This is a genomic window from Mesorhizobium sp. C277A, assembly GCF_040324395.1.
Lineage (GTDB): Bacteria > Pseudomonadota > Alphaproteobacteria > Rhizobiales > Rhizobiaceae > Mesorhizobium.
In genome coordinates, this window is sequence record NZ_JAMYVW010000002.1 from 5,119,883 (window position 1) to 5,133,567 (window position 13,685).

Annotated in this window: 13 protein-coding genes; 5 read left to right on the top strand and 8 right to left on the bottom strand. The window is 60.2% G+C overall.

Features of this window, described 5'->3' with window-relative positions; translation table 11 throughout:
- Nucleotides 1-304 precede the first annotated feature (304 nt).
- The 6 genes from NKK52_RS25280 to NKK52_RS25305 all read right to left on the bottom strand — a co-directional run bounded on the left by NKK52_RS25280 (nucleotide 305) and on the right by NKK52_RS25305 (nucleotide 6,883).
- Nucleotides 305-709 (bottom strand): hypothetical protein, encoded by a 405-nt coding sequence (locus tag NKK52_RS25280; protein ID WP_245263033.1) that lies wholly within the window; start codon nucleotides 707-709, stop codon nucleotides 305-307.
- Nucleotides 710-1,037: 328 nt separating this feature from the next.
- The gene (locus NKK52_RS25285) at nucleotides 1,038-1,415 is read right to left on the bottom strand and encodes a hypothetical protein (RefSeq protein ID WP_245263034.1); all 378 of its coding nucleotides are present in this window, start codon (nucleotides 1,413-1,415) and stop codon (nucleotides 1,038-1,040) included.
- Between the two features lie 281 nt (nucleotides 1,416-1,696).
- Complete coding sequence (locus tag NKK52_RS25290; protein ID WP_023681253.1) at nucleotides 1,697-3,304, bottom strand: leucine-rich repeat domain-containing protein; 1,608 nt, start codon at nucleotides 3,302-3,304, stop codon at nucleotides 1,697-1,699.
- A gap of 520 nt (nucleotides 3,305-3,824) precedes the next feature.
- On the bottom strand, nucleotides 3,825-4,475 hold the full coding sequence (locus NKK52_RS25295; RefSeq protein ID WP_023681254.1) for a toll/interleukin-1 receptor domain-containing protein: 651 nt from the start codon (nucleotides 4,473-4,475) through the stop codon (nucleotides 3,825-3,827).
- 91 nt (nucleotides 4,476-4,566) lie between these two features.
- Nucleotides 4,567-6,372, bottom strand: coding sequence for a translation elongation factor 4 (lepA, locus tag NKK52_RS25300; RefSeq protein WP_023673259.1), 1,806 nt, complete (start codon nucleotides 6,370-6,372; stop codon nucleotides 4,567-4,569).
- Between the two features lie 139 nt (nucleotides 6,373-6,511).
- Complete coding sequence (locus NKK52_RS25305) at nucleotides 6,512-6,883, bottom strand: endonuclease domain-containing protein (RefSeq protein WP_023681256.1); 372 nt, start codon at nucleotides 6,881-6,883, stop codon at nucleotides 6,512-6,514.
- A gap of 194 nt (nucleotides 6,884-7,077) precedes the next feature.
- Between NKK52_RS25305 and NKK52_RS25310 the strand changes: the two genes are divergently transcribed.
- From NKK52_RS25310 to msrA, 3 genes are all read left to right on the top strand, one after another.
- Nucleotides 7,078-7,779 (top strand): DUF1223 domain-containing protein, encoded by a 702-nt coding sequence (locus NKK52_RS25310; RefSeq protein ID WP_023681257.1) that lies wholly within the window; start codon nucleotides 7,078-7,080, stop codon nucleotides 7,777-7,779.
- Nucleotides 7,780-7,858: 79 nt separating this feature from the next.
- On the top strand, nucleotides 7,859-8,143 hold the full coding sequence (locus NKK52_RS25315; protein WP_023681258.1) for a hypothetical protein: 285 nt from the start codon (nucleotides 7,859-7,861) through the stop codon (nucleotides 8,141-8,143).
- 111 nt (nucleotides 8,144-8,254) lie between these two features.
- Nucleotides 8,255-8,980, top strand: a complete 726-nt coding sequence (gene msrA, locus NKK52_RS25320) for a peptide-methionine (S)-S-oxide reductase MsrA (protein WP_023681259.1) — start codon at nucleotides 8,255-8,257, stop codon at nucleotides 8,978-8,980.
- Between the two features lie 166 nt (nucleotides 8,981-9,146).
- Here msrA and NKK52_RS25325 read toward each other — a convergent pair whose 3' ends face one another.
- Both NKK52_RS25325 and NKK52_RS25330 read right to left on the bottom strand, forming a co-directional pair.
- Entirely contained in the window at nucleotides 9,147-10,151 is a 1,005-nt protein-coding gene (locus tag NKK52_RS25325; protein ID WP_023681260.1) for a cytochrome d ubiquinol oxidase subunit II, read from the bottom strand.
- Nucleotides 10,152-10,259: 108 nt separating this feature from the next.
- Complete coding sequence (locus tag NKK52_RS25330) at nucleotides 10,260-11,621, bottom strand: cytochrome ubiquinol oxidase subunit I (RefSeq protein WP_023681261.1); 1,362 nt, start codon at nucleotides 11,619-11,621, stop codon at nucleotides 10,260-10,262.
- A 270-nt stretch (nucleotides 11,622-11,891) separates the two neighbouring features.
- On the opposite strand from NKK52_RS25330, the gene NKK52_RS25335 reads away from it, so the two are divergent.
- Both NKK52_RS25335 and NKK52_RS25340 read left to right on the top strand, forming a co-directional pair.
- A complete protein-coding gene (locus NKK52_RS25335) occupies nucleotides 11,892-12,818 on the top strand; it encodes an ABC transporter ATP-binding protein (RefSeq protein ID WP_023681262.1) in 927 nt (308 codons plus the stop codon).
- The gene (locus tag NKK52_RS25340; RefSeq protein WP_023681263.1) at nucleotides 12,815-13,576 is read left to right on the top strand and encodes an ABC transporter permease; all 762 of its coding nucleotides are present in this window, start codon (nucleotides 12,815-12,817) and stop codon (nucleotides 13,574-13,576) included. The genes NKK52_RS25335 and NKK52_RS25340 overlap by 4 nt, the downstream gene beginning before the upstream one ends.
- Nucleotides 13,577-13,685: the final 109 nt, after the last annotated feature.

Genomic DNA, 13,685 nt, shown 5'->3' on the forward strand with positions numbered 1-13,685 from the left:
GCAAATCGGCCCCCCGGCCGAGGGAATCAGCATCGCATGATGGCGGCTGACATTGAAGGGCGGGGCGTGACTGATTTTGGGGGGATTGGGAGAGGTTGGTGGAACTGCTGATCTCCCCCCTCGTGGGGGAGATGCCTGGCAAGGCAGAGGGGGGCGCTGTCCCGCCGACCGCTCATTCCTGCAGCCGCGCCATTTCAATTTTAGGCTTGCTGATCCATACGCTGGCGATCCTTCGCGCCCCCCTCTGTCCTGCCGGACATCTCCCCCACGAGGGGGGAGATCAGCAGCTTCGGCGCCCCGCCCCTCACTCCACCAGATCGATCGTCTCGGTCGTCTTCTCCACGCAGATAAAGCAGCACGTATCGCAAGGCTGGTCATTATCCGGCCCGACGCCGGCGGAGACCGCATCATTGCCATTCACCCAGGCGCCATAGCAGATGTTCTCGCCTGACATGCACGAGATCGGCACCGATTTCTGCGAGCTGGGCTCAATCAGGAACACCTGGTCGCCGCCCGGCCACGACATCTTGCGATCGCGGCTGAACAGCTCCACCGCCACCGCCTGGCTGCGCAAGTTCTTGACGAAGAACGCCATATCGGCTGCATGCGCCGGGGTGGCGATGAGGAGGACGGCAAGGGTGAGGCGGAGCATGGCGGCGGGTTTCCGAATCGGAGACGCACGCTCGCATGGTCGGGGAAGAAGCGCCATCTTCCCTTCTCCCCCTGTGGGAGAAGGTGGCCTCGCGAAGCGAGGTCGGATGAGGGGTGTTCCAGGGAACGCAAGCGTCTCACTCCGCTGGAACACCCCTCATCCGGCTCGGCGCTATCGCGCCGATCCACCTTCCCCCACAAGGGGGGAAGGAAAAGTCAGCGCCCCACCTTCACATGCGGAGCCAGCCGCCGGATCGCGTCAATCACCTCGGCGACTTCAGCAACGTCCAGATCCAGCCGGCAAACGTCAGCACCAGGAACGGATAGCCGGCGGCGGGCAGCGGCGCCGAGGTGGGCAGCAAGGGCGCGCCCCACCATGCCCACCGTCACGACAAACAGGATGGCGCGCCGGCGAGCCGCATCCAGAGCGCAAAGGTGTTCGCCGCGCCGATCAGGACAAGCGCTGCCGCCCACAGCGAGATGCCGCCGACATAGGAGGGCACGCTGGCCTCCAGCCCCGCCGCATTGCCGGATATGATCAAGGCCTCGCCGGCGAGGAAGGTGAGGAAGCCCGCGGCGACGCAGTCATTGCCCAGCCGCTGGTATTTCATGGTCAGAAGTGCTGCGGCCACCACGAGTGCTGCGCCGTCGATTGCCCAGAGCGTTTCGCGCAACGGGGCGCTGGCGACGAAGGTGCCGGCCAGGCCGAAAGTGCCGCCGATGGCTAGGCCGGTTGCGGCGATGGTGTCGAGGGTGGTGCGCATCGAGACCTCCCCAAGCCGGCTCAAGGACAGTTCAGCATGGGAGGTTCTCCAAGCGGCGCGCGTTGAAGAGGCCGGGCCGACGACAGTCCCTTCAGCATGAAGAAACCGGACAGCCCGGCGAGCAGAAACGCCCTATCGCCGGAAAAGGATTTCCGGTGGTTCTGTTGCGGATTTCGGCCGAGGCGAACATGGCGGGGAGTGAAGCGGAAAGGGCGGCAGGTGTGGAGAGGTAGCCGAAAGCTGCTTTGCTGCGACTCTGCTAAAGCAGGCTTACGAAATATTCAAAGTACCCTCCCTTGAGTACCGATTATTAGTGTTTTCTCAGTGACGAACGGCCTTATCCTTTCCTCTATGCCATGCGCATAAATCACCGTAGTCGCCGTAAGTGTTTGCAGCGGCGAGAGATCTTCTATATTGGTATAGCTAATATCAATTTGTCTTATGGATGGCAATCCTGATATGAACGAAATTCGCGTCACGTTCGAATTTCTTAAGTTTACAACCTGTAACTTCTTTAGGTTTGCCAACAATTCGACATTTGATACTTTCACGCCCATCAGGTTTATATTGTCAAGCATAGATAGCTGCGATAACGCATCAATACTATCTATACTCGTTTCGGCCAAATTTAGATAGGTGAGCTTATTTAGCGCGCCTATAGGCGATATGTCTTCTACTGGTGTTCCTTCCAGATCTAGATGGTCTAGATCGCCCAGTTCTCTGAGTGGCTCTAAGTTCTTCACCCTTGTTCGCTCCAAGTCTACGAATCTAAGATCCATCAATGCGCTTAGAGGTGAAAGATCGTCAATCCCCGTATTATTGGCAACTATTGACACTAAGTTCTTTGCTTCCCTCAATCCATGCAAGCTCTCAAGAGCCGTTTTGCTGACATTTACATACCGCAGTTTTGTTAATTTTGTCACCTCAGGTATAAATTGGATTTTAGTTTCGGCCGCGCTAATCTGCTTTAATGATGTCATATTAGAAATAGTTGATATATCGCCGACGCTTGTGTGATCAATATGCAATTGCTCCAAATTAGATAGCTTACCCAAGGCCTCTATATTGCTGACATCAGTCCAGGTCAGATTCAGCGAGGTGAGGCTCCCTAGACCACCTAGTGTCTCTATGTTTGAAACACCTGTTCTTGCTAGGCTCAGCACTCGAAGTCCCACCAGATGGCTTAACGGGCCGACATTCTCGAGAGCGAGCGCGCCATCAAGGTACAATGTATTTAGCTTCGTCAATTCTGCTAACGGCGACATGTCAGAGATGCCGGTGTATCTTAGGCTTAGATATCGAAGCCCTTTCATTCCCGACAACGGGGAAAAATCCTCAACGTAGCAGCTGTCCATGTCAAGTAACTGAAGCGACGGATGCCCGCTGAGCGGCTCAAGGCTCCTTGGTCTCCTATTGATAAGCGAAAGTGTTTCTAGACTAGTCAGGAACCGAAGAGGTGACAGGTCCGTCAGTTTGCTTGTGCCAAAACGAAGCGATCGTATTCTAGGAATCCACGCCTCTGGCGGCACCTTTCCGCTAAGCACCATATTTTTCGCGGCCCTAATGCTAAACTCTTCATCGAGATCGGGCTCGTCAACGACGGACGGATGCAAGCCAATCGCCCCTTCCAGCAGGGCACCCACAAAGGACACACCCGCCAAGTTGGCACGACGAAAGTCGGCGCCGGTTAAGTCTGCGTGTGCAAAATTAAAGCCGCGCAAGTCTTGATCCCTAAAATCGAGATTTGCGAGATCTGCACCAACGAAATCGCGCGAGGGATCTAGTTCTGCCAACCTGGATAGTTCACGAAAGCCTGGAGTCTCGGAACGCCCCGCGGCATCCACAAGGCGATCGAGAATCTTTGCAATATTTGACCCTTCGCCAGTCATTTGCGCGCCTTCCTAATCCGGACTTCGCGGACCATTTGGCCATTACTAGCGCCTTTATCTTTAGCCGCGGCTATCGCCGCAATCGCCTCAATTGCGGACTTTAATGTGTTTGACCGTGGTATTATTGGCGATTCGACAAAGCTCAGCCCCTCCACACATAGCGACACCGACACTTCTGCTATAAGATCTCCAGTATCCGCGCGAGAAACGATCCCGATTTCCGACAATCTATTCTCGCCTGCCTTGGGGCCTGGCGGCAATGCCAGTTCCCCGAGCACACGATGACCGCTGGGCGGATCAATTGAGATGACAAGAGCGCCGGGATCCTCCCTCAGAGTTACGTATCGGATATTCGGCTGCCTACTTCTCAGATATTCTGATCGCTCAATTTCCCCACCTCGACGATCAAATACCTTTAAATGCGCTCGTCGAATTCCAAATTCGACACGAGCTTTTTCGCCCTGAATATAAAGCCTGTCGACAAAATCAAGCTGCCCCAATAGTGCATGTGTGCCGTTGTTTAGTTCATGTATCTCGATCTCTGGTCTGTCGATAAAATCGACCTCTTCAAAATTTCGAGCTTTAAAAGAGAATTCTTTTGCAGCGCCGGACGGCCACGAGACCGACCCTGATCATTCCGGGTCCCCGCCGGCAAGTCGCGCATCCGCTCGACCATACCGGCGATATCATCCGCAATCTGCTCAACGAGCGAGGTTCGTTGATCTTTCGTGAGGTCGACAAAGGAAGCAGCCAGCGTTTCAACGTACTGCCGTTGTTCAATCTCTAGAACCGTCTCGTTTTGCTCTTCCGTGAAGTGCTTCTTCTGTCCGGCAATCTCTCGGACGAGAAGTGGCGCGACATACTCACCAACAGACTTATTTAATTCTACAGCCTTGAACGGCAAATATTCTTTGCGACAATAATCACTCTCCACCCATTTTGGAGAAAGTAGTAATATCATTATGTCTGAGCTATTTATGGCGCTTTCTATCTTCGCATTCCACCTCTCTCCGATTCGGATGTTTTCAGTGTCACGCCATATTGCGAATTTTGCATTTGTGAACTTGTTCGATACACGCAACTCTAGCTGCCTGGTAAATGCCTCTACCAAATCTGGATCAGCAGCTGCATCCGAGTGCGCGTAAGAGAAGAACCCTTGGTAAACATGCACGCTATCTTCCTCCCCAAGCGACTCGAATTTAGCTTGATTGCCGGTCGACGGTCGAGCACTATTATTTACTCAGCATTGCGTTCAATTTCTTTCAATCCCCCATCTTCAGCGCCTGGATAAACGCCTCCTGCGGGATATCCACCTTGCCGAATTGCCGCATCCGCTTCTTGCCCTCTTTCTGCTTGTCCAGCAGCTTGCGTTTGCGCGAGACGTCGCCGCCATAGCACTTCGCGGTGACGTCCTTGCGCAGCGCCGAGATGGTTTCGCGGGCGATGACCTTGCCGCCGATGGCGGCCTGGATCGGGATCTTGAACAGATGGTTCGGGATCAGCTCCTTCAGCTTTTCGCACATCTGGCGGCCGCGCTTTTCCGCCGCCGTGCGGTGGACCAGCATGGACAGCGCATCGACCGGCTCCTCATTGACCAGGATCGACATCTTCACCAAATCGCCTTCCTTGTAGTCGGTCAGATGATAGTCGAAGGAGGCGTAGCCCTTGGAGATCGATTTTAGGCGATCATAGAAGTCAAAAACCACTTCGTTGAGCGGCAGGTCGTAGATCAGCATGGCGCGCTTGCCGACATAGGACAGGTCGGCCTGGATGCCGCGCCGGTCCTGGCAGAGCTTTAGAATACCGCCGAGATAGTCGTCGGGGGTGAGGATGGTGGCGCGGATCCACGGCTCCTCGATGGCTGAGATTTTCACCACGTCGGGCATGTCGGCGGGGTTGTGCAACTCCTTAACCGAGCCGTCATTGAGCAGCAGCCGGTAGACGACGCTCGGCGCCGTGGCAATGAGGTCGAGGTTGAACTCGCGTTCCAGCCGCTCCTGGATGATTTCCAGGTGCAGCAGACCGAGGAAGCCGCAGCGATAGCCGAAGCCGAGCGCGGCACTGGTCTCCATTTCATAGGAGAAGCTGGCGTCGTTGAGGCGCAATTTGCCGACGGCGGCGCGCAGATCCTCGAAATCGGCGGCGTCGACCGGGAACAGGCCGCAAAACACCACCGGCTGCGCCGGCTTGAAGCCGGGCAGGGCGTGCGCGGTCTGGCGCTTGTCCTCGGTGATGGTGTCGCCGACGCGGGTGTCGGCCACTTCCTTGATCGAGCCGGTGAAGAAGCCGAACTCGCCGGGGCCGAGCTCGTCGACATTGATGCGGGCGGGCGTGAACACGCCGGTGCGCTCGACCAGGTGTTTTGCGCCGGTGCCCATCATGCGGATGGTCGCGCCCTTTTTCAGCACGCCGTCGATGATGCGCACCAGGACGATGACGCCGAGATAGGCGTCGTACCAGCTGTCCACCAGCATGGCTTTCAGGGGTGCCGACGCGTCGCCTTCGCGCGGCGGCGGCAATTGGTGGACGATTGCCTCCAGCACATCGGGAATGCCGAGGCCGGTCTTGGCCGAGATCAGCACGGCGTTGGAGGCGTCGATGCCGATGACTTCCTCGACCTGCTCGCGGATGCGCTCGGGCTCGGCGGCCGGCAGGTCGACCTTGTTCAGCACCACGACGATCTCGTGATTGTTGTCGATGGCCTGGTAGACATTGGCCAGCGTCTGCGCCTCGACGCCCTGGGAGGCGTCGACGACCAGCAGCGAGCCTTCGCAGGCGGCGAGCGAACGCGACACTTCATAGGCGAAGTCGACATGGCCGGGCGTGTCGATGAGGTTGAGGATATAGTCCTCGCCATTGTTGGCGCGGTATTTCAGCCGGACCGTCTGCGCCTTGATGGTGATGCCGCGCTCGCGCTCGATGTCCATCGAGTCCAGCACCTGCTCCTTCATGTCGCGCAGCTCCAGCCCGCCGGTGGACTGGATCAGCCGGTCGGCAAGCGTGGATTTGCCATGGTCGATATGGGCGACGATGGAGAAATTGCGGATGTGGTCGAGAGGCGTGCTCATGGCGCGCGCTTTAGCAGGGGCGGGTTGCAGGGGCAAGCGGGGTGGCGGTGCCCTTGCCTTCTCCCCTTGTGGGAGAAGGTGGATCGGCGCGCAGCGCCGAGACGGATGAGGGGTGTTCCAGCTTGACGCCGGCGTTCTTTCACCGCCATGGCTGCAAACTGACATCCCTTACATAAGCGATTATCGTGGTGCAGACGCTGTCCATGTCTTTCAGGACATCGTCGTTCCAAAAGCGCAACACACGAAAGCCTCTCGCCTCCAGTTCCGTTCTACGGGCCTGGTCTGACTCTGAGTCCGCATGCTGACTCCCATCGATCTCGATGATGAGGAGTGATTCAAGACAAGCGAAATCGGCGACGTATTTTCCAACAGGAACTTGGCGCCGAAATTTGATCCGATCGAGCCTGCGGTCACGTAGTTCGTGCCACAGTTTGTCTTCCGCCTCCGTCATTTCACGTCTGAGCGAACGGGCAAAGTTTCGTTTGGCAGGAGCGACGGGCTGATGTGGCATGACGTTAGATTAACCAACGTCTCACTCCGCTGGAACACCCCTCATCCGTCTCGGCGCTTCGCGCCGATCCACCTTCTCCCACAAGGGGAGAAGGCAACGACGCGTCCGCCCCCAATCACGAAGCGGTGAACCATGTAACGAAGCCTCGGGCAGCGACGAAGTGTGGGATGAACCCGCCGCAACGGAGACCCCCGATGACTGGACTTAACCCAAAACGCGCCGGCATGCTGGCCGCCGCAGGCGCGGCGTTGATGATGCTTGGCGGCACCGCCTTCGCCCAGCCGCTCACCGTGGTCGAATTGTTCACCAGCCAGGGCTGTTCGTCCTGTCCGCCGGCCAATGCCAATCTGATCAAGGTCAAGGACGAGCCGGGTGTTCTGGCGCTGTCGTTCAACGTCACCTACTGGGACTATCTCGGCTGGAAGGACATTTTCGGCCGCGAGGAATTCACCCAGCGCCAGGTGCGCTATGAGCCGTCGCTCGGCCGCTCCGGCCCGTTCACGCCGCAGGTCGTGGTCAATGGCGGTGCCGATGCGGTGGGCGCGGCATCAGGCGAGATCGAGCAACTGATTTCCGCGAGCGGTCACACGAAGGGGCCGATGCTGTCGCTCGACGGCGGCAAGATCAGCATCGGCGCCGGTTCCGCGCCGGCCGGCCGCGCCGATGTCTGGCTGGTCCGCTACAACAAGGGCGTCATCGAAGTGCCGGTGGCGCGCGGCGAGAATACCGGCCGCACGCTGCCGCATGCCAATGTCGTGCACTCGCTGGAGAAACTCGGCAGCTGGAGCGGCGGCGCCACCACACTGCCGCTGCCGGCGGCAAGCGGCGGGCTGAGCACCGCGGTGCTGGTGCAGTCGCCGGGTGGTGGGCCGATCCTGGCTGCAGCCGCCGACTGATTCTTTTTCTACGCAACGCCGCTAGCGCGGCATAACCGGGCTCGCATCCGCGCGCCCTCTTCAAGGAGGAAATACCATCATGACCAAGACCCTGACCGCGCTCGCCCTTGCGCTTTCGATGACCGGCTTCGCCGCCGGCGCCCGTGCCGACGAAGCGACCAACGCCATGAAGCCGGCGATGGCCACCGATGCGATGAAGCCCGTGACCGATGCCATGGCGCCGGCGACCGGTGCCATGAAGCCCGCCGACCCAATGGCGACGAATGCAATGAAACCCGCCACCGACGCCATGAAGCCGGTTGATGCGATGAAGCCCGCAACGGATGCGATGAAGCCGGCGGACGCCATGGCGCCCGCGCAATAAGGCTTGGTCCCATGGCCCGGCCGCACAATGGCCGGGCCGGCGCACGGCAATTTGAGAAACCAGGCGGGACGTTCTGTCGTATAGTCTTCGCCACCATCAAGGAGATCAGACATGACCGGCATTGCAAGGACGAGAACGCCGATCTTCAAGAGCGCGCTTGCCGCGCTCATCGTCGCCGCCGCGGCGGCTGCCTTCTGGCAGAGCCCGGCGCGTTCGGCCGAGGACGCGGTGGTGATCCCGCCGCCGGCAGTGGACGAGAAGGCCGCCAGCGGCAGCGAGAAGGCTATCTTCGCCGGCGGCTGCTTCTGGGGCGTGCAGGGCGTGTTCCAGCACGTCAAGGGCGTGACCAAGGCCGTCTCCGGCTACACCGGCGGCGCCAAGGATGACGCCGTCTACGAAACGGTGGGCAGCGGCCGCACCGGCCACGCCGAATCGGTCGAGATCACCTACGATCCGTCCAAGGTGACCTACGGCCAGCTGCTGCAGGTCTATTTCTCGGTCGCCCACAACCCGACGCAGTTGAACTTCCAGGGCCCCGACTCGGGCACCCAGTACCGCTCGACCATCTTTGCCGAGAACGATGCGCAGCAGAAGATCGCCCAGAGCTACATCGCCCAGCTCGACCAGGCGAAGGTGTTTGCCAAGCCCATCGTCACCACGCTGGAGACGGGCAAAACCTTCTATCCGGCCGAGGAATATCACCAGGACTTTTTGACGCTGAACCCGACCTACCCCTACATCGTCTACAACGACCTGCCCAAGGTGGCGAATTTGAAGTCGCTGTTCCCGGGGTTGTACAGCGAGAAACCGGTGCTGGTGCTGGCGGGGAAGAGCTGAGCACCTAATCTCCCCCCTCGAGGGGGAGATGTCGCCGGAGGCGACAGAGGGGGTCGGTCCGACCGGACGCGACCTCCTGCGGCAGAAGAAGGTTAGCGCTCCACGCGCGGCGACCCCCTCTGGCCTGCCGGCCATCTCCCCCTCAAGGGGGGAGATCAGCTCCCCCTCAATCATACGTCAGATCCGTCGCCTTCCCCCCAAACACCCGATACGCATAGAACGAATAGAAGATGATCACCGGCAGCACGACCACCGTGCCGGCGAGGATGATGGCGAGGCTTTCCGTCGCCGACGCCGCCTGCCAGATGGTCAGCCTGTCGGGCACCACGAAGGGGTAGAACGACCAGGCAAGCCCGGCAAAGCCGAGCGCGAAGATGGCGGCGAGCGTCAGGAACGGCCGCAGCGCATGGCGGTCGTCGGGCTTGGGCAGGTGGAAGGTCTGCCGCCACAGCCACAGGAACAGCAGCGCCGACAGGATCGGCAGCGGCGACAGATAGAGCATTTCTGGCCAGACGAACCATTTGGCGAAGATGCGCGGACTGGCGAATGGGGTCGCCAGCGACACCGCCGCCATGCCGAGCGCGGTCAGCACCAGGGCCGTGCGCAGCCAGGCCACCGCCTTCCTCTGCAATTCGCCCTCGGTCTTGTAGATGACCCAGGCCGCGCCCATCGCTGCATAGGCCGCCGACAGGCAGAGCGCCACCAGCGCGCCGAAAGCGATGCCGCCAAAACCGACATCGAGGCCAAGCACATAGACGCCGAGCATATAGCCTTGCGCCACCGAGGCGATGACGGAACCGAGGAAGAAAATGCGGTTCCAGCGATGCTTCTTGCCGGCGGGCACCTTGGCGCGGAAATCGAAGGCGACGCCGCGCAGGATGAGGCCGACCAAAAGCACGAAGACGGGAATATAGAGCGCGGTGAGGATGACGCCATGCGCCAGCGGGAAGGCGACCAGGAGCAGGCCGACGGCCAGCACCAGCCAGGTCTCGTTGGCATCCCAGAACGGGCCGATGGCCGCGATCATGGTGTCCTGCTCGGCATCTTCGGCGACCGAGAACAGGATGCCGATGCCGAGATCGAAACCGTCGAGAATGACGTAGATCAGGATGGCGAGGCCCATCAGGCCGGCGAAGATCAGGGGCAGCGCGGTTGGCCAGTCGAAGGTCATCGGTCTGTCATCCCTCTCATCAACGGTTCTGCCCTTCGCTATGGCTCCGGGCGTTCGTCATTCGAAAAGCCAAATCGTTGGCTTTTCGTCCGCTACGCGGACCATTCCTCACTCTCCCGCGGCCGGTTGCGACATCGCCGTCTTCATGACGCCCGGGAGCGGCGAGGTATCGCCGTCCGTGGCGGCCTTCAGCGCCAGGTGCACCAGCACGCCGAGATAGGCGATCAACAGCAGCACATAGAGGATGAGATAGATGGCGAGCGTCAGCGCGACATGGCTGCCGGCGACCGGGCCGATAGCGTCGGCGGTTTTCAGCACGCCGGTGACCAGCCAGGGCTGGCGGCCGATTTCGGTGGTGTACCAGCCGGCGAGCGTCGCCAGCCAGCCCGACAGCGCCATCGGCACCATCAGCATGGCCAGCGGCTTGGGCAGGCTGTGGCGGCGCTTGAGGAAGAAGGTCGCCGACCACGAGACGATGAGCATCAAAATGCCGGTGCCGACCATGATGCGGAAGCCCCAGAACACCGGGAAGACCGGCGGATGCAGGCCGGGGTAGTCGTTGAGCCCCGGCACGATGCCGCTGGTGGAGTGACGCAGCACCAGGCTGGCGCCGTCGGGAATGGCGATCTCGAATTTGTTTTCCTTCGCCGCCTCGTCGGGCAGCGCAAACAGCACCAGCGGCACGTTGGGGCCGGTGTTCCAGTTCGCCTCCATGGCCGCGATCTTCTGCGGCTGGTGCTCCAGTGTATTCAGCCCGTGCTGGTCGCCGGCGAAGATCTGGATCGGGATCAGGATGGCGGCGGTGAAGACGCCGGTGCGCAGCGCCTTCCACATCGATTCCGACCGGTCGCCGGTGAGATAGCGCAGCGCCGACAGGCCGGCGATCAGGAACGACACCGTCAGGCCGGAGGCAAGCAGCATATGCGTCAGACGGTAGGGCATGGACGGGTTGAAGACGATCGCCCACCAGTCGACGGGATGCGCCTTGCCGTCGATCATCTCGAAGCCGGCCGGCGTCTGCATCCAGGAATTGAGCGCAATGATCCAGAAGGCCGACAGCGTGGTGCCGCCGGCGACCAATACCGTCGCCAGCGTGTGGACGCGGTTGGAGACGCGGCGGAACCCGAACAGCATGATGCCCAGGAAGGCCGCTTCGAGGAAGAAGGCGGTGAGGATCTCGTAGGCAAGCAGCGGCCCGGCGATGTTGCCGACCTTTTCCATATAGCCCGGCCAGTTGGTGCCGAACTGGAAGCTCATGGTGACGCCGGAGACCACGCCCATGGCGAAGGACAGTGCGAACACTTTCACCCAGGTGAAATAGGCGCGCATCCAGGCGGAATCATTGGTGGTGTTGTAGCGGAGCTTGAAGAACAGCAGCACCCAGCCAAGCGCAATCGTGATGGTCGGAAACAGGATGTGGAACGAGATATTCGCCCCGAACTGCATTCGCGACAGGATGAGCGGGTCCATGCGGGCTCCGGCTGCTGTTTGTTGGCGCAGAATAGGCGGCGGATGCGGTCCGGTCAAAGCGGCTTGGCGTCACGCGGGGCGCGTTGTCGCAGCAGATCGTATCAAACCGTCAGCGCCCCGACACCCCCATGACGAAACGGCAAAAGGGGAACGTTTGTCCACAATTGTCAGCAGCGGCATTGACTTCCGAGCCTGCACACCGACATTCAGCGCAATAATAATCCCCGCCTCTTTCAAACAGTCGTTTTCGGCCTCATGTCTTCCACGAATTTGCCTTCCATCATTTCGATTGCCGGGGTCACCAAGACCTACGCCACCGGCTTCAAGGCGCTGAAGGAAATCAACCTCGACATCGAACGCGGCGAGATTTTCGCGCTGCTGGGGCCGAACGGCGCCGGCAAGACGACGCTGATCTCGATCGTCTGCGGCATCGTCAACCGTTCGTCGGGAACGGTGACCGTCGACGGCCACGACATCAACCGAGACTACCGCGCCGCGCGCAGCCTGATCGGGCTGGTGCCGCAGGAGCTGACCATCGACGCGTTCGAGAGCGTCTGGGCAACCGTCACCTACAGTCGCGGCCTGTTTGGCAAGCCGCCCAATCCGGGCTTCGTCGAAAAGGTGCTGCGCGACTTGTCGTTGTGGGACAAGAAGGACGCCAAGGCGATCACGCTGTCGGGCGGCATGAAGCGGCGGCTGATGATTGCAAAGGCGCTGTCACATGAGCCGCGCATCCTGTTCCTCGACGAACCCACGGCCGGCGTCGACGTCGAACTGCGCCAGGACATGTGGGCGATGGTGCGGCGGCTGCGCGACGACGGCGTCACCATCATCCTTACCACGCACTATATCGAAGAGGCCGAGGCGATGGCCGACCGTGTCGGTGTCATCAACCGCGGCGAGATCATCCTGGTCGAGGGCAAGGCCGAACTGATGCGCAAGCTCGGCCGCAAGCGCCTGATCGTCGAATTGCGCAACCCGCTCACCGCCATTCCCGATGCATTTTCGCACTACGCGTTGGAGCTGTCGGGCGATGGCACACAGCTGACCTACACCTATGACAATCAGAGCGAACGCCCCGGCGTCGCATCGCTGCTGCGCGAACTCGAGACGGCAGGCATCCAGTTCCGCGACATGGACACGCAAAACAGCTCGCTCGAGGAGATCTTCGTCAATCTGTTGAGGCAAGAGCCATGAATTGGCGAGCAGTATGGGCGATCTACCGGGTCGAGATGGCGCGTGCGTTCCGCACCGTGCTGCAGAGCATCGTCTCGCCGGTGATCTCGACATCGCTTTATTTCGTCGTCTTCGGCTCGGCCATCGGCTCGCGCATCACCGAGATTGACGGCATCAGCTACGGCGCCTTCATCGTGCCGGGGCTGATCATGCTGTCGCTGTTGACGCAGTCGATCTCCAACGCCTCCTTTGCCATCTATTTCCCGAAATTCGTCGGCTCCATCTACGAGCTCTTGTCGGCGCCGGTGTCGTATCTGGAGATCGTCATCGCCTATGTCGGCGGCGCCGCGACCAAGTCGATCATCCTCGGCTTGATCATCCTGGCGACGGCCTCGCTGTTCGTGCCGCTCACCATCCAGCATCCGTTCTGGATGCTGGCCTTCCTTGTCTTGACGGCGGTGACCTTCAGCCTGTTCGGCTTCATCATCGGCATCTGGGCGAAAAGCTTCGAGCAATTGCAGCTGGTGCCGCTGTTGATCATCACGCCGCTGACCTTCCTCGGCGGCAGCTTCTATTCGATCAACATGCTGCCCGAGACCTGGCGCACGGTGACGCTGTTCAACCCGGTCGTCTACCTGATCAGCGGTTTCCGCTGGAGCTTTTACGGCAAGTCCGATGTCTCGGTCGCCGTCAGCCTGGGCATGACGATGGTGTTCCTCGCCATCTGCATCGCCATCGTCGCTTGGATCTTCCGGACCGGCTACCGGCTGCGCAACTGACCCTGCCGCTCTAAAGCGCGTCGCGTTTGAACGGACTCAGGCGACGCGCATTAGGTCTTTGTTTTTATGCATGTCGTTTGCTCAAATCGGGACCACTTTTGAGCGACAT